Source organism: Rhodopseudomonas infernalis, from assembly GCF_022271405.1.
GTDB lineage: Bacteria > Pseudomonadota > Alphaproteobacteria > Rhizobiales > Xanthobacteraceae > Rhodopseudomonas > Rhodopseudomonas infernalis.
The window spans coordinates 1-21,850 of sequence record NZ_JAJNAL010000040.1 but is presented as its reverse complement, the minus strand read 5'-3'; the positions used below and the strand labels follow the sequence as shown (position 1 = coordinate 21,850).

The window sequence follows — 21,850 nt, the reverse complement described above, 5'->3', positions numbered from 1 at the left end:
TCCTGAGTGGTTTTGATTTGAGTGCAGGTCTATAATAGAGACCTTTCGCCCGCGCCGTAAGGAGGCAGTTTTTCGTGACAAGGTCACCTGGAGAGAACCTGGGAGCGAACCTCGAGGCGGCGGCGCATCGCGCGACGCTCAAGGACCGCTACGCCGCGTGGCGGGCGCAAGGGTTCGATGCCGCCCGCTGTCCAGTCCGCAACGTGCTCGATCATTTAGGTAGCAAATGGAGCACGCTCCTGCTGATCGCGCTCGCCGAAAAGCCGATGCGCTTCAATGCTCTGCTGCGGGATGTTCCAGACATTTCGAGGCGGATGCTGACCCAGACGCTGCGCGACCTCGAGCGTGACGGCCTGATCACCCGGCAGGTGTTTCCGACCAAGCCGCCGAGCGTGGAGTATCGTCTGTCGCCGTCCGGCGAGTCCGTGCTCGGGCCGCTCACCGCGCTGGTCGGCTGGGCCGAGCAGCATTTCCCGGACATCGAGCGGGCGAGGGCCCGGTTCGACGCCGGTGCCGCGGCTGTTCCCGACGGGGCGGCCGCACGTGAAACCCCGGTTGCGCTTGCTCCTGTGCCGGTCAGGGGATAACCCCTCGCCATGGGAAAAAGACTGATTCCGCCAGAGCCGGCAGAGATTCACGAGGTGCAGCTTCGCGAGGCGCTGGAAGAGCGTTACCTCGCTTACGCGCTCTCGACCATCATGCATCGCGCCCTGCCTGATGCCCGCGACGGGCTGAAGCCGGTGCATCGGCGCATCCTTTACGGCATGCGGCTGTTGCGGCTCGACCCCGGCACGCCGTTCAAGAAGTCCGCCAAGATCGTCGGCGACGTGATGGGTTCGTTCCATCCGCACGGCGACCAGTCGATCTACGACGCGCTGGTGCGCCTCGCGCAGGACTTCTCCTCGCGCTACCCGCTGGTCGACGGCCAAGGCAATTTCGGCAATATCGACGGCGATAATCCGGCCGCCTATCGTTACACCGAAGCCCGCATGACCGACGTCGCGCGGCTGCTGCTCGACGGCATCGACGAAGACGGCGTCGCGTTTCGGCCGAACTACGACGGCCAGTCGAAAGAGCCGGTCGTGCTGCCCGGCGGCTTCCCGAACCTGCTCGCCAACGGCGCGCAGGGCATCGCGGTCGGCATGGCGACGGCGATCCCGCCGCACAACGCCGCCGAGCTCTGCGACGCCGCGCTGCATCTGATCGAGAAGCCGGATGCCAAGTCGAAAGCGCTGCTGCGCTTCGTCAAGGGCCCGGATTTCCCGACCGGCGGCATCATCATCGACTCCAAAGAGAGCATCGCCGAGGCCTACACCACCGGCCGCGGCGCGTTCCGCACCCGTGCCAAATGGGAGCAGGAAGAGGGCGCGCGCGGCACCTGGGTCGTGGTGGTCACGCAGATCCCGTGGCTGGTGCAGAAGTCGCGGCTGATCGAGAAGATCGCCGAGCTGCTGAACGAGAAGAAGCTGCCGCTGGTCGGCGACATCCGCGACGAGTCGGCCGAGGACGTGCGTGTCGTGATCGAGCCGAAGTCGCGCGCGGTCGATCCGGCGCTGATGATGGAATCGCTGTTCCGGCTGACCGAGCTGGAGAGCAGGATTCCGCTCAACCTCAACGTGCTGGTCGGCGGCCGGATTCCGAAGGTGCTCGGCCTCGCTGAATGCCTGCGCGAATGGCTCGACCATTTGCGCGACGTGCTGCTGCGCCGTTCGAACTATCGCAAGACGCAGATCGAGCATCGGCTCGAGGTGCTCGGCGGCTATCTGATCGCCTATCTGAACATCGATGAGGTGATCAGGATCATTCGCACCGAGGACGAGCCCAAGCCGGTGCTGATGAAGGCCTTCAATCTCACCGAGATCCAGGCCGAAGCCATCCTCAACATGCGACTGCGCAGCTTGCGCAAGCTCGAGGAATTCGAGATCCGCACCGAGGACAAGAATCTTCGCGCGGAGCTTAAGGGCATCAACGCGGTCCTGAAATCAGAGAGCGAGCAGTGGGCCAAGGTCGGCGAACAGGTGCGCAAGGTGCGCGAGATGTTCGGGCCGAAGACGCCGCTCGGCAAGCGCCGCACGATGTTCGCGGACGCGCCGGAGCACGATCTCGCGGCGATCGAAGAAGCCTTCGTCGAGCGCGAGCCGGTCACCGTGGTGATCTCCGACAAGGGCTGGGTGCGGACGCTGAAGGGCCATGTCGAGGATCTGTCCGGGCTGAACTTCAAGCAGGACGACAAGCTCGGGCAATCGTTCTTCGCCGAGACCACCTCGAAGCTGCTGCTGCTGGCCACGAACGGGCGGTTCTACGCGCTCGATGTCGCCAAGCTGCCCGGCGGGCGCGGCCATGGCGAGCCGATCCGCATGTTCATCGACATGGAGCAGGACGCGGCGATCGTCACCGTATTCGTCCACAAGGGCGGCCGCAAATTCCTGATCGCCAGCCATGACGGCCAGGGCTTCGTGGTGAACGAGGACGAGTGCGTCGGCTCGACCCGCAAGGGCAAGCAGGTCCTCAACGTCGATATGCCGAACGAGGCGCGATCGCTGACCGTGGTGGGCGAGGGCGCCGATCAGGTCGCGGTGATCGGCGACAATCGCAAGCTGCTGATCTTCCCGCTCGACCAGGTGCCGGAAATGGCGCGCGGTCGCGGCGTGCGGCTGCAGAAGTACAAGGACGGCGGCCTGTCCGACATCGTCACCTTCTCGGCCAAGGCGGGTCTGGGCTGGCGGGACTCCGCCGGTCGCGAGTTCAGCGCCACGCTCAAGGAGCTGGCGGAATGGCGCGGCAACCGCGCCGATGCCGGCCGGCTGCCGCCGAAGGGCTTCCCGAAGTCGAACAAGTTCGGCCGCGGCATCGAGTGATCGCCGCGCCGCGGCGATCCACTATTTGGGCATCGGGGCGTTCGCCGGTGCCGGCGGCAGGTTGGGATGCCGGTTCGGCTTGAGCGTGCCGACGTAGAACGACGCACCGCCCACCAGCACGACGCACAACAGATAGACGACATAAGCCTGCGGGGGCGTGATGGCCCACCGCAGCAGGCTGCCGAACGATCGGGACTGGTTGGACTGGTTCTCCATGGGCGGCGTTGTGCGCGAAATCATGTCTGAGGAAAAGCCGAAATCGGGGACGCCGGCCGCCCTGCGTAAGCGAGCGCGCGCCCGGCTTGTGCCCAATGAACCAGCATGCTCATTGAATCCGCACGGTGAAAGCCGAAATACCTCCAGCACCGTGCGAATCTGGGGTCAAATAGGAAGGTAGCCGGTTCTTGCTTTTGCAAATCAGTTGCAAGAAGGATCGAAATCATCCAATCTGAAAACATGGACGCACGCACGCCTGGACCTCACCCGGATCTGCCGCTTCAGCCCGAGGGGGGGCCGGGCGGTTGGCGCACAGCCCGTGGCGAGCCATCGCTGGTCGGCATGTTCGGCTCGGTGCCGGCGCGGGCAAGCGGCTCGTTCTGGCGCAAGATGGTCGCGTTTCTCGGACCCGGCTATCTGGTTGCCGTCGGCTATATGGATCCCGGCAACTGGGCGACCTCACTCGCCGGTGGCTCGAAGTTCGGCTACACGCTGCTCAGCATCGCGCTGATCTCCAATATCATGGCGGTCATCCTGCAGTCGCTGTGCACGCGGCTCGGGGTCGGGGCCGGGCGCGATCTGGCGCAGGCCTGCCGCGACGCCTATCCGCGCTGGGTGTCGTGGCCGCTGTGGCTGTCTGCGGAAATCGCCATCACGGCCACCGACCTCGCCGAAGTGATCGGCACCGCGATCGGCCTCAATCTGCTGTTCGGCATTCCGCTCGAACTCGGCGTGCTGATCACCGCCGCGGATGTGTTTCTCGTGCTGGCGCTGCAGGCGTTCGGCTTCCGCTGGATCGAAGCCTTCGTGGTGGCGCTGCTCGGCGTCATCGCAGCGTGCTTCGCGATCCAGATCGCGATGGCCGATCCCGACTGGGGCGCAGTGATCCGCGGTTTTGCGCCGACCACCGAGATCTTCAAGAACAGCGAGATGCTGTATCTGGCGCTCGGCATTCTGGGCGCGACGGTGATGCCGCATAATCTGTATCTGCACTCCGGCCTGGTGCAGACCCGCGGCTATCGCGACGACGTGTCCTCGAAGCGCGAAGCGATCAAACTCGCCACCTTCGACTCGACGCTGGCGCTCTGCCTGGCGCTGACCATCAACGCCTCGATCCTGATCCTGGCGGCAGCGACCTTCCATCACGCCGGCAAGACCGATGTCGCCGAACTCGACGAGGCTCACGCCTTCCTGGCGCCGCTGCTCGGCTCGACGCTGGCGCCGACGCTGTTCGGCATCGCGCTGCTGTGCTGCGGTCTCAACTCCACGATCACCGCGACGCTCGCCGGGCAGATCGTGATGGAGGGCTTCATCCAGTTCAAGATGAAGCCCTGGATGCGCCGGATGATCACCCGGATGGTCGCGATCGTGCCGGCGGTCGGCGTCACGATGTGGGCGGGCGAGAAGGCGACCGGGCAACTGCTGATTCTCAGTCAGGTCGTGCTCAGCCTGCAGCTTCCGTTCGCCGTGGTGCCTCTGGTGATGTTCACGGCCAGCCGCGCCAAGATGGGCGTGTTCGTCGCGCCGCGCTGGCTGACGGCCTCGGCGGCGGTGATCGCGGTGATCATTATCGCGCTGAACATGAAGCTGGTGTTCGACTTCGCGACGGGTTAGCGCGACTATCTATGCTGAATCGTCATCGTGAGGTGCGCGCCCGCCAGGGCGAGCCTCGAAGGATGCGGCCACAAGTGCCTGCGGCCCATCCTTCGAGGCTCGCTTCGCTCGCACCTCAGGATGACGCCCACGCGATTGAAGTCCGATGAGTATCAGTCCTGCGGCTCGGGATATTCGCCGCTGGCGTCGACGCGGAGCCAGCCGCTGGAGGCGAGGCGCTGCTGGGGCAGATAGCGGCCCTTGTAGTCCATCTTCTTCGAGCCTTCGATCCAGTAGCCGAGATACACATAGGGCAGGCCGAGCCGGCGGGCGCGGGCGATGTGATCGAGGATCATGAAGGTGCCGAGCGAGCGGCTGTGTTCGCCCGGTTCGTAGAACGAGTACACCATCGACAGCCCGTCGTTGAGAACGTCGGTCAGTGCCGCGGCCATCAGGTCGCCGCCACGGCCGGTGATGCCGGTGTCGACGGTGCGCTTGCGATATTCGATGATGCGGGTCTGGACGTGGCTGTCTTCGACCATCATCGCGTAGTCGAGCACGGTCATGTCGGCCATGCCGCCGTGCCGATGGCGCTGGTCGAGATAGGCACGGAACACCGAATACTGCTCGGAGGTCGGCACCGCGTTGCGCTGCTCGCCGACGATGTCGGCGTTGCGGGCGAGGATTTTGCGCTGGTTGCGCGAAGTGCGGAATTCGTTGGCGATGACCCGAACCGAAACGCAGGCCCGGCACTGGTCGCAGGCCGGGCGGTAGGCGATCGACTGGCTACGGCGGAAGCCGCCGTGGGTGAGCAGATCGTTCAACTCGCCGGCCTTGTTGCCGACCAGATGGGTGAACACCTTGCGCTCGTGCCGGCCCGGCAGATACGGGCACGGCGAGGGGGCCGTCAGATAAAACTGCGGGGTGTCGCGCGAGTGCTGAGTCACGTCGGTCCGTTCAATCTCCAACGCGGTCGAGCATCGCGCCCCGGCCGGCTCCGGTCAATCGGTTTGGCGCTTCGTTACGGTCGGGCCGGCTGCGCGGCGAGCGCCGGGCTGTTGATGATCACGGTTCCGAGCACGATGTCGTGCAGCAGCCGACGCCGGCCGTTGAACAGGCCGACCAGCAGCACAAGTGGGGTCAGCATCGACACCGACAGCCAGAACAAGAAGGCGTGCACGGCGCCGAGCACGAAATAGCCAGGCTCGCCGCTCCAGGTCACCAGCTCGATCCCCATCGCCCGCATCCCGAGCGTGGCCGAATGCGGTCCGCCGAGCGACGCGCCATAATACACCAGCGCCCAGATCACCGAGGCGGGCGACACGATCCAGAACAGGGTCCAGCCGAGCCCCAGCGTCACCACGCCGAACACAGCGATGAACACGCAGGCGAGAATCACCGGTACTGCCAGCACCACGGCATCGATCAGGAACGCGAAGACGCGCTTGGTCAGCACGCCCTGGAATAGCTCCGGGCTCCGCCAGGGATCGGACTCGTCGGGCTGGTCGTAGCCCGCGCTGCGCCAGCCGGCATTGGCGTTCGGACCGGATCCGCTCGAACCATAGTCAGACATCAGGCGCTCCCCGCTTGGACAACAACGTCGCGATCGACATGGCGATGACGCCAGCGGCCTGCAAGGCCGCCGCGACATTACAAACGGTCCATCCGGCCCTCGGGGCAGGCCGGAGACGCCGCGGGGCTGGTATCAGCCCAGCTTCTTCAGCTTCTCCGCCGCCTGCGGGGCGAAGTAGGTCAGGACGCCATCGGCGCCGGCGCGCTTGAAGCCGAGCAGGCTTTCCATCATCGCACGCTCGCCGTCGAGCCAGCCGTTGTTCGCGGCCGCCGCGATCATCGCGTATTCGCCGGACACCTGATAGGCGAAGGTCGGCACCGCGAAGGTTTCCTTCACGCGGCGGACGATGTCGAGATACGGCATGCCGGGCTTCACCATCACCATGTCGGCGCCCTCGGCGAGATCGAGTTCGACTTCGCGAATCGCCTCGTCGGTATTGGCGGGGTCCATCTGATAGGTGCGCTTGTCGCCGGTCAGCGCCTTGGCCGAGCCGATCGCGTCGCGGAACGGGCCGTAGAACGCCGAGGCGTACTTCGCCGCATAGGCCATGATCTGCACGTCGAGGAAGCCCGCCGCGTCGAGCGCCTCGCGGATCGCGCCGATGCGCCCGTCCATCATGTCGGACGGCGCGATCACGTCGCAGCCGGCCTCAGCCTGCACCAGCGACTGCTTCACCAGCACCGCGACGGTCTCGTCGTTGAGAATGCGCCCATCCGAGATCAGGCCGTCATGGCCGTGGCTGGTGAACGGGTCGAGCGCGACGTCGCACAGCACGCCGAGTTCGGGGAATTCCTTCTTGATGGCGCGGACGGTGCGGCACACCAGATTGTCGCCATTGGTCGCCTCGGTGCCTTCCTCGTCGCGCAGAGATGCTTCGGTGTAGGGGAACAACGCGATGCAGGGAATGTCCAGCTTGACGGCGCGCTCGGCGGCCCGGACCACCTGATCGATGCTGAGCCGCTCGACGCCCGGCATCGAATTGATCGGCGCGCGCTTGTTGTCGCCGTCGATTACGAACATCGGCCAGATCAGATCGTCGGTGGTCAGGACATTCTCGCGGACCAGGCGGCGTGCCCATTCGGTCTTGCGGTTGCGGCGAGGGCGTATGGTCAGGTCGAGCGGCGGAGCGGACGGCCGGAGGACGGGGTCGCGAACTTCGATAGGACGGCCGAATTTGATCGCCATTTTGCCAATTCTCCCTGGAGGCGCCCGTTTGGTGCCTCAAAATAGCATTTTGACACTGCCGCGTCACTGCGCTGTTGACTTGGCGCAATCGGGGCGGAATGGCCCCATCACAAGCGATTGATTTTGCCGCCCTGGCGGGCCAAGACTCCCGCTGTCAAGACTCCGCCTATCGAGACTTCGGCCATCAAGACTGCCACCATCAGGCCAGCCTGCCGTCCACCCGAACCACGAGCCGCATGACCGAGATCCAACCCACATCGCGCGAAACCATCCCGCGGGATCCCTCGATCGGTGTCGCCGCGATCGCGCCCGAGCGCGACGAGCAGCACGAGAACGACTGGACCCAGCGTCTGGTGCTGTTCCTGCGCGTGATGGCGGTGATCTCGATCTGCAAGGGCCTTTATCACTGGGCGCAGATCACCGGCTTCGTCGGCGGCGAGGACGATGTGTTCGAAGTGCAGTCGATGGCCTGGCAGACCGCGACGGTCTATTTCGCCGTGATCGAACTGGTCGCCGCGATCGGACTGTGGCTGGCGACGCCGTGGGGCGCCGTCGTCTGGCTCACCACCGTGGTGTCGATGGCGGTGATCGAGCTGATGTTTCCGGCGATCTATGGCGGCAGCCTGCTGATCGTCTCGATCGAGGCGCTGCTGCTCGCCGCCTATCTGGGGCTTGCCTGGATGGCAGCGCGGGAACGGCCGCCATAGCCGCAACGTCCGCCGCGACAGGCCGAACGGCCGCGCGGCTCATCGCCATCAATCAAGAAAACACAAGGAAGGGACAAGATGGACCAGCTTCATTCCGGCGGGACGGGCGGCAGCCTGATCGTCAACGCCATCGCGCGCTACGGTGACCGGCCGGCGATCGCCGACGACACCACGCGCTGGAGCTATCGCGAATTCGGCGACGCGGTCGGCCGCTTCATCACACTGTTTCGCGCCGTCGGCCTGACCAAGGGCAGCGCGCTGTCGATCCTGTCGTCGAACCGCGCCGAATCCTGGGCGGCAATTTCCGCCGCGACTGTGATGGGCCTGCGCTACACGCCGCTGCATCCGATGGCGGCCGAGGACGACCACGCCTTCATCATCGAGGACGCAGAGATCGACGCACTGATCGTCGAGAGCGGCAAGTTCGCCGCGCGCGGCCTCGCGATCCGCGCCCGTGTGCCCGGCCTGAAGCAACTGTTGTCGTTCGGGCCCGTCGAGGGCGCGCGCGATCTCTTGGATGGCTTCGCAAGCGTCGAGCCGGCACCGCTGGTCGACGAGAGCGTGACCTCGGACATCGCGTGGCTGGCCTACACCGGCGGCACCACGGGCCGCTCGAAGGGCGTGATGATCCCGCATCGCGCGCTGTCCACCATGGCGGCGCTGCTCTACGCGGATTGGGACTGGCCGGCGGAGATACGCTATCTCGCCGCAACGCCGATCAGCCACGCCGCCGGCGTCACCGTCTATCCGGTGATGATGCGCGGCGGCTTCACGCGGCTGGTGCCCGGCTTTGAAATCGAGTCGTATTGCCGCGTCGTCGCCGAGGACAAGATCACAGCGGTGTTCCTGGTGCCGACGCTGATCTACGCACTCATCGATGCGAAGGAGGTGAGGGTGCGCCACGATCTGTCGTCGCTGGACATGATCGTGTACGGCGCCGCGCCGATGTCGCCGGACCGGCTGCGCGAGGGCATGGCGATCTTCGGCAAGATCTTCGTGCAGCTCTATGGCCAGACCGAAGCGCCGCAATGCATTACCACGATGCGCAAGATCGATCACGACGACAGCAAGCCCGGCCGGCTCGGCAGTTGCGGACGGCCGAACCCGCTGGTCGACGTCAAGCTGCTCGACAGCGAGCTGCGCGAGGTCGGCATCGGCGAGCCCGGCGAGATCTGCGTGCGCGGCACGCTGGTGATGGACGGCTACTGGAAGCGGCCCGAGGCGACGGCAGAAGCGTTCCGCGGCGGCTGGCTGCACACCGGCGACGTCGCCGTGAAGGATGCCGACGGTTACTTGTACATCGTCGACCGCACCAAGGACATGATCATCTCCGGCGGCTTCAACATCTATCCGCGCGAAGTCGAGGATGCGCTGATGGCGCATCATGCGGTCGCGTCGGCCGCGGTGATCGGTGTGCCCGACGACAAATGGGGCGAGGCGGTGAAGGCCTTCGTCGTGCTCAAGCCCGGCGCCAACAACGACGCCGCGGAGCTGCAGGCGCACGTGAAGGACAAGCGCGGCGCGCCGTGGTCGCCGAAAACGATCGACTTCGTCGACGCCATTCCGGTGACCGGTCTCGGCAAGATCGACCGCAAGGTGCTGCGCGCACCATATTGGGAAGGTCGCACACGCGGTGTCGCGTAAGATTTTTCGAAAATTGTCGCAGGTAAGGTTCTGGTGACCTTAAAGGGTTCGGTCAGCTCCGTTACGGGAATCTTTCGAATTGTAACGGAGCTGTTTCCTTATGCGACAGGCACCGCGGAACGGACGTGGAATCGAGCATGATCCGTCAACGAAACGTTGCAAGAAGTGCCCGATCTGCGGGCTTAATCCGCGATTCACTCTCTTAAATTCATGATCTCTTTATCGTCTTATTTAAGCTGATGTTCAAAGCGGCCCCTTAAGTTGGACCTATCAGACGAGACACAAGTTTCGTCGAATAAGTCGATCAAAAAAGACGACAGGGGAAGTGTCATGATCAAAGCCGTCGCCACGGCAACCGAAACCGCCGCGCCCGCATCCGCAGGTCAAGCGCCGGTCCAGCCGCTCTATCTCGAAGCCCTGACCCTGGTGGAGCGGCTGCACCGCCGGCTGCTCGACGTCATCAAGGACGAGTTCGATCGTCGCGGCCGTGCTGATATCAACTCGGTGCAGGCGCTGCTGCTGTACAACATCGGCGACAAGGAGCTGACCGCAGGCGAGCTGCGCACGCGCGGTTACTACCTGGGGTCCAACGTGTCGTACAATCTGAAGAAGCTGGTCGAACTCGGCTTCCTCGATCATCAGCGCTCGCGGGTCGATCGCCGCTCGGTTCGCATCCGCCTGACCGCGCAGGGCCAGGAAGTCCGCCACATCGTCGACGCGCTGTATCAGAAGCACGTCAAGACGGTGGAGCAGGTCGGTGGCATCTCCAGCGAGGAGTTCGCCACGCTGAACAAGTCGCTGCACCGGCTCGAGCGGTTCTGGACCGACCAGATCCTGTACCGGCTCTGATCCCGATCCGGGGCGCGCCGACGCCCAACCGGCGGCAAGCCGGACTGTCCGACGAAGACAGGCAGGCGCGCTCCCGTTGCTCTCCAGGCAGTTCTTCATCGGCCCCCTGAGAAGGGGGCCTTTTTTGTCAGCCGACAGGGATCTTTCCTGCAGAGCGCGGAACTTTTCGCCGCGCTGCAACTTATTCTGTCCTGAGATGCTCCACGCATACCGGACGGTGAGCCAATGAACGTCGATGTGATCGGCCGTGCCTACGACATTTCGGCCAATTATCTGCGTCGTAGCGGGGTGATTGCCGATACGTCGGCCACTCACGACGCTCTGTTGCAACTCATCGTTCAAATGTTTCACCGCGGTGAGCGCAACCCGCTGAAGCTCGCCAACAAGGCGATTTCCATCTTCGAGGCCGCAAAGATCGCAGCCTGAGCAGAGAGGCACTACATGCAACGAGCCATCGACCGCGTGATCCAGACCTACGGGCTTCTGACCAGCCAGGAAACGGCGGATCAGATGAAGGTCAAAGTGGAAAACTATATCCGCACGCTGTTCGAAGCCGGTGAAACCGACGATAATCGCCTCACTGTCTGCGGGCTGGTGTATCTGCGCGAGCTCGACGGCAGCAACGATCCGGTCAAGGCGGGTTACACCGGCCTCTGAGGCAATTTCACGATGATCCGATTGATCGCCGGGCTGGTTGCAATCCTCCCGGCGATCGTCGTTTTTGCCGGCGCGATCGCCGGATCGGAAACGCCGCGCAAGCGGTCGCTGCTCGAAGATGTCGGCTTCAAGCGTCTGTTCGGCTGGCCGCCCAACGAGCACGATGTCCTTCGCCTGCTGCACGAATTCAACATGGTGCAGCTGCGTTCGGCCGATCTGGCCGCGACCCGCGGCACCGAGCCGATCCGGCAATATGCAGCAGCTCAGGCCGAATTGGCCCGCAAGCGCGAGATCGAGATCGGCCGGCTGAACATGTTCGGCCTCCTCAACATCGACTTCGCCCCCGACCCGAGTCTGATCCGTCGCAACGAGCTCGCCGGCCTGCAGGGCGAGGTCGGCCAGGACTTCATCCGCGACTATCTCGACAAGCAGAAGGACGACGTCGACGGCGCGATCGGTCTGCTGCGGCGCTATCTTCTGCACCCCGACAATGACGACGTCCGCCGCTTCGCCAAGCAGCAACTGCCGTTGCTGGAGCGGGCGAAGGAGGAATTGTTGAAGCTGCAGTGAGGGGGGGGAGACGGATGGAGGGGCGGGTTGAGAGCTCTTTCGAAGAGCCGTCATTCTCCGTCCAAGCCGTCGTGCTACGTAAAGCCGTCCTCCGTGGTTAGGCCGCCATCCTCCGCGTGCCTCCGCTTCACATTGTCAAACAGCCACGACTTCGCGTTCTCGCGGCTCTGTCGAGCCCGAGGGTTGCGCCTGTCGCTGTCACAGCGAGGGGCGGGGGCGCGCCGGTCGGCGCAAAGGGTGGTGAGTGGTTGCGATGGCTTTGCGAACCATCGCGACGCCGCTCCGGCGCGCCCACCGCGGCACTTTTCAGCAACGGACCGGTTCCACAGTCACCCAGGCCCGAGCGCTCGCCCACCGGACGCCGCGCTCGCCATCCCGACGGTTTCCCGCCGTTCGCCTTCGGTGCAGGCTACCGACTACGGCGCGGCCTCTTAGTGGGCCGGGACCGGTGCCCGTCGCCGCCCGGGATCGTGGTTGCGAGCCACGACCGCAGGAGCCGCATCCACCCGGCTAGACCAGCAAGCTGGCGTCGCCGGGCATTGACCCCGCCGGTTGCCCGGCGGCGTGATCTGTCCCGCTTCCAAGCGCCCTCGAGAAGCGCCCCTCACGGACAGGACATTGGGGAAATAATCCTAATTTACACCGGCTGTCAACCGGATTTCGCGCGCGGCGGCGAAATTCATGCGGCGCCGCCGCGGCGGTGGGTTACAAGGCGCCTCGAAATGCAGCAACAAGGGCAAGGCATGGACAAGAAGGCGATGCGCGAGGAAGCCGAACGGCTGATGCGCGAGGCGATGGCCAACAAGACCGTCACGGTGAAGCAGGGCGACACCGTGATCATGGCGACCTGCGGCAAATGCGGCGCGCCCAACAAGGTCAAGGCGCCCAAGGGCGTCAGCCGTGTCGCCTACACCTGCAAGGAATGCGGCGCCAAGCAGGAGACGCTGTAACGCGTCTGGTTCTCACCCGTAGCCCGGATGCAGCGCAGCGAAATCCGGGACGGCGTCCGAGATCGACCACATCCCAGCCAGCCGGCCGCACCGACGCGCCACCAGCCTCCCGGAGATCGCCATGCTGACGCTTCATCACCTCAACGACAGCCGCTCGCAGCGTATCCTGTGGCTGCTGGAAGAGATCGGCGCGCCCTACGAGCTGAAGCGCTATCAGCGCGATGCCACCACCCGGCTGGCGCCGCCCGAACTCGCGGCCGTGCACCCGCTCGGCAAATCGCCGGTGATCACCGACGGCGACCTGACGCTGGTCGAGTCCGGCGCGATCGTCGACTACATCCTGCGCCGCCACGGCGCCGGCAGCGGTCTGCGCCCCGCCGAGGGCACGCCCGATTTCGAGGCCTATCAGGAATGGCTGCACTACGCCGAAGGCTCGGCGATGCTGCCGCTGATGCTGCAGCTCTACACGGCCCGCCTGAAAGACGCCGCCGCCCCGCTACAGCCCCGCATCGACAGCGAGATCGCCAACCACCTCGGCTTCATCGAGGGCGCGCTGAACGGCCGCGAGTACTTCGTCAGCGACAATCTCACCGGCGCCGACATCATGATGAGCTTTGTCGCCGAGGTCGCAGGGTCGTTCGGGAAGCTGGGGCCGTATCCGGCGCTGACGGCGTGGATCGGGCGGATGCACGCGCGGCCGGCGTTCCGGCGGAGCGTGGAGAAGGGCGGGGCGTATCGGATGGGGTGAGGGCGGCAGCTATTAGCCGTTCGCTAGAAATCGATTTGCTAACATCTCAGACTAATACAAAGGCTTCTTCTCTAAATTCTTCCAATAGAAGCAACGGAGCTCTTTCGATAGCTGCGTTCATCATGGCGTCAATCAGCAGATAGAGCTTGTTCCTGCTATCGGAGCATTTTTCCCATAATTCGGGGTAGTACCTGGCAAACATACCCGAAATGTACGACGCCAAATAATACATCCCGAACTCGTTCAGGTCGTTCTCTCTGAGATCAAGCAATAGAATTTCACCATCGCCGCTATACCCCCCGGGTATAGCGAACGCGAGGTAGTCGCAATCGTTCGGGACAGAAATATAAAATCCGCCACCCTGGTCGAATGGCTGCGCTTGAACAAGGTCAAGGCATCGCAATCCAAGCCGACATTGTTCGTGGATCGCTTCAACTACCTCTGGGCGTGCAGGATGTATAATAAGCGACCAGGTTGTGTAACCACTGTCTTCATCGACGATACACTCAATTGTAGATCTGACTAATCTTATGTCCAACCCAAGCTCATTCTTCTCAGATATGAGCGCAGGGCAGGCGTTTGCTAAGTCAAGAAGAGATGTGCGGGGCAGTGGCTTAGGCGTTTCAGGTGGTGCAGCTAGCAAGAGAGTGATCCCGGCGCGGGTCGTTCCTCTTTTCCGAAACGTCTTCTTCCGCCAAATCGGCCGGTGATTGGATGTCCCATACCAAACTGGAAATGTCCCGCTTTGGCGGGGGATCGCGATCAATTGGTCGGCTGACAAACTCTCGTGTTGCCTAACGTCGGGAATCGAGAAGTCGATGCCGTGATGGCCATGTTGCTGTCGGAGTCTTTGCAGCCTGTAGTTCCCGTCTCGCTTAAGAAGAATTTCGCAAATGGCGAAGGACATCGTTGAGTAGTACGCAAGAGTTGGTCGGGCGTAATCAGACTTCAATGCAGCTTCGCGATACTCAAGCCCTTGTTCAAGGCAAGATCGTATCGATTCGGCTTGAGCGCGCGCATTCCGTTTTTGATCGAGGGTAAGCGAATGTCGTGCGCACAGAAGTTCGGTAACGTAAGAAATATCGGTGAGCGATCGTAGTCCTCGCATTACTTGATGGGAGGCGTCCGATTTCGGAATGCTTCTGAGAGAAGAAATAGCCAATGTCGCAAATCGCAATTTGATCAAGCGAAGAGTTTGGTGTCGTGTCTAGATACTGTAGCGGGTGAAACGCTGAATCGGCAACTAGTCAATATGAGCGCATCGATTGCGCTGGGGTTGATCATTTGACTGATCCCGAATCTCGCCTGCACTGATGCGGCGACGGGTCGCTGCAATCGTTCCAAGCGCTAATTCGTCATCACTATACGCTGAACCGGGATGGTCTCCCCGCCAATTAGGCAGTATTGGCCCGCGTCCGGCGTTTTGGCGCCGCACGGGAAGGGAGTGTAGGATGGGGCAGGTTGTAGTCGGCCGCGTCGCCTTTATGTGCTTGCAACTCCGACGTCATACTTGATAGTATAAGCTGTATTTGACAATATAAGTGTAGCGATGGCGATTTTTATAGTTGATTGCCCTCAATGTAAGGCGAAGGTGGGCGCTCAGCAGTCTGCGGCCGTCGAGCGGTCGTGGTATGACGATGACGCTGGAGAGCCTTTCGGTGAACGGGTGATGATCGGCAAGTGTCCAAGGTGCACAACGATACTTGTGGGGCGATCGGAGCAAATCTCGTTCAAAAACTATCTCGGGGCCGAAAGTGACTTTTATGCAGATGTTGTCCGGGTTTATCCAGATCCTCCGAAAGTTTTCGTAAGCAGCCGAATTCCTCGCACGCTGACACAATCCCTAACTGAGGCTGATCGTTCGCTCCAAGCTGGAGCAAACATTGCTGCATGCGTCATGTTAGGTCGGGCTCTTGAGGCTCTCTGTCGCGATCTATTAGCGCCACAAATTAGAGACGCGTCAGATTCAACACCCGAAAATGAGCCGCGCGAAGAAGTGCGCTCGCGGGCGAAGCGTATTATGTTGAATGCCGGAATAAAAGAGCTTCGTGATAGGACAATTATCGATGATCGTCTTTATGATTGGAGTATTAGCCTCAACGCAGTGAGAAATCTCGCTGCACATCCAGAGGATATAACGGTAAGTCGGCAGGATGCCGAAGACTTACAAGCATTCGTCTACGCTATCACAGAATACGTTTACGATTTATCCGACCGCTACAATCAATTTAAAGAGCGGGAAGATGAGAAGATCAGCATAAATGAATCTTTCAAAAAGGTACTTGCCGGAACCGCTCTTCCACAACCCAAATGACTACCGTGCTTGATGGCGGGCCGACAATAGTAGCGCCTCATGAGCGCAGCGATATGCGGCGGCCGCGACAAGCCGTTCTAACCGACCTCCGTCTTCGCAAAATCCTCGCTCTTGTACAGCAGCGGTTCGCCGCGGGTCGTCGCCAGGGCGTAGGCGAAGCAATCGCCGTAGTTCAGTGCGGCCGGGTGCCGGCCTTTGCCGTAGCGGCGCCAGGCGCGGCGCGCCGTCTCGGTCTGCTCGGCATCGACCGGGACGATGTCGGCGGCGATCCTGTGGAGCCAGAGGTCGAACTCGCGTCCGCCGGCCTCGCCGAGCCGCGTTTCCAAAACGATGGTCGCTTCGAGCACGGTGGCAGCAGAGATCAGCCGAACTGGATCGTCCGCAATCCGGGCTTCGAGAGCCGCCGCATCGGGCTCGTTGAGCGCGATCGCGACGATGGCGGAGGTGTCGATCACCATCAGCGCGGCAATCCATCGTCATCGTAGCCGACGATGTCGTCCGCGGTCCGGCCGTCGGCGACCGGCAGCGCGCTCCAACGAAGGCGGATGGCCGCCATGTCCTCGAGCAATTCCGATCGGCGGGACGCTCCGCCAACCCGGCGAAGCCGTTCTTCCAAAGCGCGCTTGGTCGCCTGAGTGATGGTTTCGCCAGTGGCTTGCGCGAGATTGCGCGCCAGCCGCTCAGTTTCGGGATCCTTGATGCTGAGTGCCATGAGCGAGGTTCCTTGGTTCCTAATCAGGTATATTCCACCTCGCTCTGGTGCAAGGGAAGTCCTTGCTGGCCCCGTGCAAACGGCTCGCAGCCACCACATCTGGTCCTGGACTGCCCAACTTGCCGCAAAGGATTGGCAGAGAGCTGGTTCAGATCCTTGGCCGGGCGGTCCGGATGTGCTATGCGGCACCCGCCGCTTCCGAACCGCTATCCTGTAACCGCTCGCACCGGCTGAACCGGCTGCGGCGGTGGAGACTTTGCCCATGAGCACATCAGCCAAGCACGCTTCCGCGCCCGACAGTTTCTTCTCCGCCTCGCTCGAGCAGGCCGATCCCGAGATCGCCGCCGCGATCAAGGGTGAACTCGGCCGCCAGCGCCACGAGGTCGAGCTGATCGCCTCCGAGAACATCGTCAGCCGCGCGGTGCTGGAAGCGCAGGGCTCGGTGATGACCAACAAATACGCCGAGGGCTATCCGGGCCATCGCTATTACGGCGGCTGCGAATTCGTCGACGTCGCCGAGAACCTGGCGATCGATCGTGCCAAGAAGCTGTTCGGCGCGGCCTTCGCCAACGTCCAGCCGAATTCCGGAAGCCAGATGAACCAGGCGGTGTTTCTGGCGCTGCTGCAGCCCGGCGATACCTTCATGGGCCTCGATCTCGCCGCCGGCGGCCATCTCACCCACGGCGCTCCGGTCAACATGAGCGGCAAGTGGTTCAAGCCGGTGCACTACACGGTGCGCCGCGAGGACCAGATGATCGACATGGATGCGGTCGCCAAGCTGGCCGAGGAAACCAAACCGAAGCTGATCATCGCCGGCGGCTCGGCCTATCCGCGCGCCTGGGACTTCAAGCGCTTCCGTGAGATCGCCGACAGCGTCGGGGCGTATTTCATGGTCGACATGGCGCATTTCGCCGGCCTGGTGGCGGGCGGCGTGCACGCCTCGCCGGTGCCGCACGCCCACGTCACCACCACGACGACTCACAAGTCGCTGCGTGGCCCGCGCGGCGGCCTGATCCTCACCAACGACGAGGCGCTGGCCAAGAAGTTCAACTCGGCGATCTTCCCCGGCCTGCAGGGCGGGCCGCTGATGCACGTCATCGCCGCCAAGGCGGTCGCGTTCAAGGAAGCGCTGCAGCCCGACTTCAAGGTCTACACGAAGAATGTCGTCGAAAACGCGAAGGCGCTTGCGGAAACGCTGCGTGCGGCCGGCTTCGATCTGGTCTCCGGCGGCACCGATAATCACCTCATGCTGGTCGACCTGCGGCCGAAGGGGCTGAAGGGCAACGTCTCCGAGAAGGCGCTGGTCCGCGCGGCCATCACCTGCAACAAGAACGGTATCCCGTTCGACCCGGAGAAGCCGTTCGTCACCTCGGGCCTGCGCCTTGGCACCCCGGCGGCGACGACCCGCGGATTCGGTGTCGCCGAGTTCCAGCAGGTTGGTAACTTGATCGCCGAAGTGCTGAACGCCATTGCGCAATCGCCGGAAGGCGCCGCGCCGCTGGTGGAAGCTTCGGTGAGGCAGCGCGTCAAGGAATTGACCGACCGCTTCCCGATCTATCAGTAATTAATTACCGCCCGTCATGCCCGGGCTTGTCCCGGGCATCCACGCCTTGAGCGTTGGAAGGGAAAAAGGCGTGGATGGCCGGGACGAGCCCGGCCATGACGAACGAGGGGGCTGATCCCCTTGGCAAGGCTCTGAGGACGCGTCGCGATGCGCTGCCCGAACTGCAACAGCCTCGATACCCAGGTGAAGGATAGCCGGCCGACCGAGGACTCCTCGGTGATCCGGCGGCGGCGGGTATGCGTGGCGTGCAATTTCCGCTTCACCACCTTCGAGCGGGTGCAGCTCCGCGAACTCACCGTCATCAAGCGCAACGGCCGCCGCGTGCCGTTCGACCGCGATAAGCTGGTGCGCTCGGTGCAGATCTCGTTGCGCAAGCGGCCGGTCGAGCCGGAGCGGGTCGAGCAGATGGTGTCGGCGATCGTCCGCGAGCTGGAAAGCGGCGGCGAGGCGGACATCTCGTCGGAGACGATCGGCGAGATCGTGATGGATCATCTGCGCAAGCTCGACGACGTCGCCTATGTGCGCTTCGCCTCGGTGTATCGCAATTTTCGCGAGGCCAAGGATTTCGAAGCCGTGCTCGGCGAACTCACCAATGAAGATGAGATCCGGTCGGCGCTGGTCCGCAAATGATCTTCCGCATCCTGGAAGAGCAATACGGCGCCCGGCTGGCCGCCGAGAAGGCCGCGAAAGCGCAGGCGACGCCGAGCGACGCCGCTGATCACCGTTACATGCAGCTGGCGCTGACGCTGGGCCGCCGCGGCCTTGGCCGCACCGGTACCAATCCGGCGGTAGGCGCGGTGCTGGTCAAGGACGGCGTCATCGTCGGCCGTGGCTGGACCCAGGACGGCGGCCGCCCGCATGCCGAGGTCGAGGCGCTGCGGCGAGCCGGCGAGGCTGCGCGCGGTGCGACTTTGTATGTGACACTGGAGCCATGCTCGCATCACGGCCGATCGCCGCCTTGCGCCGACGCGATCGTCGCGGCCGGCGTTGCGCGGGTGGTGTCGGCGATCGAGGATCCCAATCCGCTGGTCGGCGGGCAGGGCCATGCCCGGCTGCGCGACGCCGGCATCGCGGTCGAGGTCGGGCTGTGTGCCGGCGAGGCCGCGCGCGACCATGCCGGGCATCTGCTGCGGGTCCGCGAGCAGCGGCCGCATGTCGTGCTCAAGCTGGCGGTGTCGGCCGACGACCGGATCGCCGCCGCCGGCCGCAAGCCGGTGGCGATCACAGGCGAAGCGGCGCGGGCGCGGGTGCATCTGTTGCGCGCGCAGTCGGATGCGATTCTGGTCGGCATCGGCACGGTGCTGGCCGACGATCCGGAATTGACTTGCCGGCTTCCTGGCATGGCGGCGCTCTCGCCGATCCGCGTGGTGCTGGACCGCAGCCTGCGCATCTCGGGCGACAGCAAGCTGGTGCATTCGGCGCGGCAGACGCCGCTGTGGCTGATGGCGTCCGAAATCGCCGAAGCCGCCAGCGCGATGCGACTGGGCGCCGCCGGCGCCGAAGTAATCCACGTCGCCGATTGCGCCGACACGCCCGGGCTGGATCTGCCGGCGGTGCTGCGCGCGCTGTCGGCCAAGGGCGTGACGCGCTTGCTGATCGAAGGCGGTGCGCAGACGGCGCGCGCGATCGTCGCCGGCAAGCTCGCCGACGAGATCTGGCTGCTGCGCGGTCCGGCGCCGATCGGCGAGGGCGGTCTCAAAGCGCTGGACGGCGTGCCGCTGACCGCTATCACCGCTGCGCCGGACTGGCGCGAACGCAGCTGCGAGCGTATCGGCGACGACACGCTCACCATTTACGACCGGACTTGAGAGGCCCCGCATGTTCACCGGCATCGTCACCGACATCGGCGAGATCGAAACCGTCAGGCCAGTTGCGCAGGGGCAATTGCACCGGCTGCGCATCCGCTGCGCCTATGATCAGTCGACCATCGTCGACGGCGCATCGATCGCCAGCAACGGCATCTGCATGACCGTGGTCGGCTCGGGCGTCGACGGCGGCACAACCTGGTACGAGGTCGATGCCGGCGCCGAGACGCTGGCCATGACCACAGCCAACGGCTGGACCGCCGGCACACGGCTCAACCTCGAGCGCGCGCTGAAGATCGGCGACGAGCTCGGCGGCCATATCGTCACCGGCCATGTCGACGGCGTTGCCACCATCGTGGCGCGCGAGGAGCTGCCGGACATGGCGCGGTTCACGCTGGAGGCCTCGCGCGAGCTGGCACGCTTCATCGCCCCGAAGGGCTCGGTGACGCTCGATGGCACCTCGCTGACGGTCAACACGGTCGAGGGCACGCGGTTCTCGGTGCTGATCATCCCGCACACGCTGAGCGCCACCATTCTGGGCGGCTGGCAGGTCGGCGCCGCGGTCAATATCGAGGTCGACCTGATGGCCCGCTATGCGGCGCGGTTGAGCGAGATGAAATAGGCGGCAGATACACATCTCGACGTCATGCGCGGGCTTGACCCGCGCATCCATCCTCTTAACAAGAACGCGTCCATCTTCCGACCGAGGCAGATGGATTGCCGGGTCGAGCCCGGCCATGACGACAAACCAGGATCAACCCATGGCAGACGCGCGGCGCGCTCCCTTGAAAGACCAGACCGACATTTCGGGCGCGCGCGTCCTGATCGTCGAGGCGCGGTTCTATGACGACATCCAGGACGCCCTGCTCGAGGGCGCGGTCGCCGAGCTGAAGGCCGCCGGCGCGACCCACGATGTGCTGACCGTGCCGGGCGCGCTGGAGATTCCCGCGGCGGTCGCGATCGCGATCGAGGCGGCGGAGGCCGCCGGCAAGCCTTACGACGCGGCGATTGCGCTCGGCTGCGTGGTGCGCGGCGAGACCATCCATTTCGAGATCGTGTCGATGGAGTCGGCGCGGGCGCTGATGGACCTCAGCGTCGCGCGAAAGTTTCCGCTCGGCAACGGCATCATCACCGTCAACAACGACGAGCAGGCGTGGGCGCGGGCCAAGCCCGGCGACCTCAACAAGGGCGGCGATGCCGCGCGGGCCGCGCTGGCGATGGTGCGGATCAAGCGCCGGCTGGCGAAAGCCTGACGATGGCCGAGCAACCCCGCAAACCGTTCAAGCCGCAGTCCAAGCCGGGCGATAAAAAGCCTGGCGAGCGCAAGGCCAACCGCCGCGGCGCGGCCCGGCTCGCCGCCGTGCAGGCGCTGTACCAGATGGACGTCGGCGGCGCCGGGATCGACGACACCTTCGCCGAATTCGAGAGCCACTGGATCGGCAACGAGGTCGAGGGCGATCAATATCTGCCGGCGGAAGCCGCGTTCTTCCGCGACGTCGTGTCGGGCGTGGTGCGCGACCAGAAGAAGCTCGATCCGCTGATCGACGAAGCGCTGGCCAAGGGTTGGCCGCTGGCGCGGATCGACGCCATCCTGCGCGCCGTGATGCGCGCCGGCGCCTACGAACTCGAACACCGCAAGGACATTCCGGCGCGCGTCGTGGTCTCCGAGTATGTCGACGTCGCCCACGCCTTCGTCGAGAAGGACGAGACCGGCATGGTCAACGCCGTGCTCGACCAGATCGCGCGGCAGTTTCGGGCGGACGAGTTTACGCGCTGAGCCTATTGGGCCGCAGCGGTGCGACCGACTCGGCGTAACCTCTCCCGCGCGTGGGGAGAGGTCGGATCGCATCGCAAGATGCGATCCGGGTGAGGGGGCGCCGCCGCGCGGCCGAGAGTGGCTGCGCG

25 protein-coding genes are annotated in these 21,850 nt (G+C 64.1%); 18 read left to right on the top strand and 7 right to left on the bottom strand.

Annotated elements, in window-relative coordinates; translation table 11 throughout:
• Nucleotides 1-74 precede the first annotated feature (74 nt).
• On the top strand, nt 75-587 hold the full coding sequence (locus LPW26_RS21095) for a winged helix-turn-helix transcriptional regulator (protein ID WP_238737597.1): 513 nt from the start codon (nt 75-77) through the stop codon (nt 585-587).
• Nucleotides 588-596: 9 nt separating this feature from the next.
• Entirely contained in the window at nt 597-2,858 is a 2,262-nt protein-coding gene (gene parC / locus LPW26_RS21090; RefSeq protein WP_238737596.1) for a DNA topoisomerase IV subunit A, read from the top strand.
• Nucleotides 2,859-2,879: 21 nt separating this feature from the next.
• Here parC and LPW26_RS21085 read toward each other — a convergent pair whose 3' ends face one another.
• Entirely contained in the window at nt 2,880-3,098 is a 219-nt protein-coding gene (locus tag LPW26_RS21085) for a hypothetical protein (RefSeq protein WP_319942188.1), read from the bottom strand.
• A 216-nt stretch (nt 3,099-3,314) separates the two neighbouring features.
• Between LPW26_RS21085 and LPW26_RS21080 the strand changes: the two genes are divergently transcribed.
• Nucleotides 3,315-4,688 carry an Nramp family divalent metal transporter gene (locus tag LPW26_RS21080; protein WP_238737595.1) on the top strand — a complete coding sequence of 458 codons (1,374 nt, stop codon included), beginning with the start codon at nt 3,315-3,317 and terminating at the stop codon, nt 4,686-4,688.
• Nucleotides 4,689-4,840: 152 nt separating this feature from the next.
• Here the strand turns inward: LPW26_RS21080 and LPW26_RS21075 are convergent, their stop codons facing one another.
• The 3 genes from LPW26_RS21075 to hemB all read right to left on the bottom strand — a co-directional run bounded on the left by LPW26_RS21075 (nt 4,841) and on the right by hemB (nt 7,425).
• Entirely contained in the window at nt 4,841-5,614 is a 774-nt protein-coding gene (locus LPW26_RS21075; RefSeq protein WP_238737594.1) for an arginyltransferase, read from the bottom strand.
• A gap of 74 nt (nt 5,615-5,688) precedes the next feature.
• Nucleotides 5,689-6,240, bottom strand: coding sequence for an RDD family protein (locus LPW26_RS21070; protein WP_238737593.1), 552 nt, complete (start codon nt 6,238-6,240; stop codon nt 5,689-5,691).
• A gap of 132 nt (nt 6,241-6,372) precedes the next feature.
• Complete coding sequence (gene hemB / locus LPW26_RS21065; RefSeq protein ID WP_238737592.1) at nt 6,373-7,425, bottom strand: porphobilinogen synthase; 1,053 nt, start codon at nt 7,423-7,425, stop codon at nt 6,373-6,375.
• A gap of 236 nt (nt 7,426-7,661) precedes the next feature.
• On the opposite strand from hemB, the gene LPW26_RS21060 reads away from it, so the two are divergent.
• The 8 genes from LPW26_RS21060 to LPW26_RS21025 all read left to right on the top strand — a co-directional run bounded on the left by LPW26_RS21060 (nt 7,662) and on the right by LPW26_RS21025 (nt 13,550).
• The gene (locus LPW26_RS21060) at nt 7,662-8,132 is read left to right on the top strand and encodes a DUF6163 family protein (protein ID WP_238737591.1); all 471 of its coding nucleotides are present in this window, start codon (nt 7,662-7,664) and stop codon (nt 8,130-8,132) included.
• Between the two features lie 78 nt (nt 8,133-8,210).
• Entirely contained in the window at nt 8,211-9,776 is a 1,566-nt protein-coding gene (locus LPW26_RS21055; protein WP_238737590.1) for an AMP-binding protein, read from the top strand.
• A 330-nt stretch (nt 9,777-10,106) separates the two neighbouring features.
• Complete coding sequence (gene ldtR / locus LPW26_RS21050; protein ID WP_238737589.1) at nt 10,107-10,625, top strand: transcriptional regulator LdtR; 519 nt, start codon at nt 10,107-10,109, stop codon at nt 10,623-10,625.
• 225 nt (nt 10,626-10,850) lie between these two features.
• Nucleotides 10,851-11,051 (top strand): hypothetical protein, encoded by a 201-nt coding sequence (locus LPW26_RS21045; RefSeq protein ID WP_238737588.1) that lies wholly within the window; start codon nt 10,851-10,853, stop codon nt 11,049-11,051.
• Between the two features lie 15 nt (nt 11,052-11,066).
• On the top strand, nt 11,067-11,282 hold the full coding sequence (locus LPW26_RS21040; RefSeq protein ID WP_238737587.1) for a hypothetical protein: 216 nt from the start codon (nt 11,067-11,069) through the stop codon (nt 11,280-11,282).
• Between the two features lie 12 nt (nt 11,283-11,294).
• The gene (locus tag LPW26_RS21035) at nt 11,295-11,852 is read left to right on the top strand and encodes a DUF4142 domain-containing protein (RefSeq protein WP_238737586.1); all 558 of its coding nucleotides are present in this window, start codon (nt 11,295-11,297) and stop codon (nt 11,850-11,852) included.
• A 743-nt stretch (nt 11,853-12,595) separates the two neighbouring features.
• Entirely contained in the window at nt 12,596-12,802 is a 207-nt protein-coding gene (locus LPW26_RS21030) for a hypothetical protein (RefSeq protein ID WP_238737622.1), read from the top strand.
• Nucleotides 12,803-12,923: 121 nt separating this feature from the next.
• Entirely contained in the window at nt 12,924-13,550 is a 627-nt protein-coding gene (locus LPW26_RS21025; protein ID WP_238737585.1) for a glutathione S-transferase family protein, read from the top strand.
• A 46-nt stretch (nt 13,551-13,596) separates the two neighbouring features.
• Here LPW26_RS21025 and LPW26_RS21020 read toward each other — a convergent pair whose 3' ends face one another.
• Complete coding sequence (locus tag LPW26_RS21020) at nt 13,597-14,736, bottom strand: YaaC family protein (protein ID WP_238737584.1); 1,140 nt, start codon at nt 14,734-14,736, stop codon at nt 13,597-13,599.
• 363 nt (nt 14,737-15,099) lie between these two features.
• On the opposite strand from LPW26_RS21020, the gene LPW26_RS21015 reads away from it, so the two are divergent.
• Nucleotides 15,100-15,864, top strand: a complete 765-nt coding sequence (locus LPW26_RS21015; RefSeq protein WP_238737583.1) for a DUF4145 domain-containing protein — start codon at nt 15,100-15,102, stop codon at nt 15,862-15,864.
• A gap of 77 nt (nt 15,865-15,941) precedes the next feature.
• On the opposite strand, the gene LPW26_RS21010 is transcribed toward LPW26_RS21015, so the two are convergent.
• Both LPW26_RS21010 and LPW26_RS21005 read right to left on the bottom strand, forming a co-directional pair.
• Nucleotides 15,942-16,322: a type II toxin-antitoxin system VapC family toxin gene (locus LPW26_RS21010; RefSeq protein WP_238737582.1), complete on the bottom strand. Its 381-nt coding sequence runs from the start codon at nt 16,320-16,322 to the stop codon at nt 15,942-15,944.
• A complete protein-coding gene (locus LPW26_RS21005) occupies nt 16,322-16,576 on the bottom strand; it encodes a type II toxin-antitoxin system VapB family antitoxin (protein WP_238737581.1) in 255 nt (84 codons plus the stop codon). The genes LPW26_RS21010 and LPW26_RS21005 overlap by 1 nt, the downstream gene beginning before the upstream one ends.
• Nucleotides 16,577-16,838: 262 nt before the next feature.
• On the opposite strand from LPW26_RS21005, the gene glyA reads away from it, so the two are divergent.
• The 6 genes from glyA to nusB all read left to right on the top strand — a co-directional run bounded on the left by glyA (nt 16,839) and on the right by nusB (nt 21,722).
• Entirely contained in the window at nt 16,839-18,140 is a 1,302-nt protein-coding gene (glyA, locus tag LPW26_RS21000) for a serine hydroxymethyltransferase (RefSeq protein ID WP_238737580.1), read from the top strand.
• Nucleotides 18,141-18,287: 147 nt separating this feature from the next.
• Nucleotides 18,288-18,770 carry a transcriptional regulator NrdR gene (gene nrdR / locus LPW26_RS20995; protein WP_238737579.1) on the top strand — a complete coding sequence of 161 codons (483 nt, stop codon included), beginning with the start codon at nt 18,288-18,290 and terminating at the stop codon, nt 18,768-18,770.
• Nucleotides 18,767-19,948 (top strand): bifunctional diaminohydroxyphosphoribosylaminopyrimidine deaminase/5-amino-6-(5-phosphoribosylamino)uracil reductase RibD, encoded by a 1,182-nt coding sequence (gene ribD / locus LPW26_RS20990; protein ID WP_238737578.1) that lies wholly within the window; start codon nt 18,767-18,769, stop codon nt 19,946-19,948. The genes nrdR and ribD overlap by 4 nt, the downstream gene beginning before the upstream one ends.
• Before the next feature lie 10 nt (nt 19,949-19,958).
• Nucleotides 19,959-20,567: a riboflavin synthase gene (locus tag LPW26_RS20985; RefSeq protein WP_238737577.1), complete on the top strand. Its 609-nt coding sequence runs from the start codon at nt 19,959-19,961 to the stop codon at nt 20,565-20,567.
• A gap of 139 nt (nt 20,568-20,706) precedes the next feature.
• Nucleotides 20,707-21,198 (top strand): 6,7-dimethyl-8-ribityllumazine synthase, encoded by a 492-nt coding sequence (gene ribH / locus LPW26_RS20980; protein ID WP_238737576.1) that lies wholly within the window; start codon nt 20,707-20,709, stop codon nt 21,196-21,198.
• A gap of 2 nt (nt 21,199-21,200) precedes the next feature.
• On the top strand, nt 21,201-21,722 hold the full coding sequence (nusB, locus tag LPW26_RS20975) for a transcription antitermination factor NusB (protein ID WP_238737575.1): 522 nt from the start codon (nt 21,201-21,203) through the stop codon (nt 21,720-21,722).
• Nucleotides 21,723-21,850 lie beyond the last annotated feature (128 nt).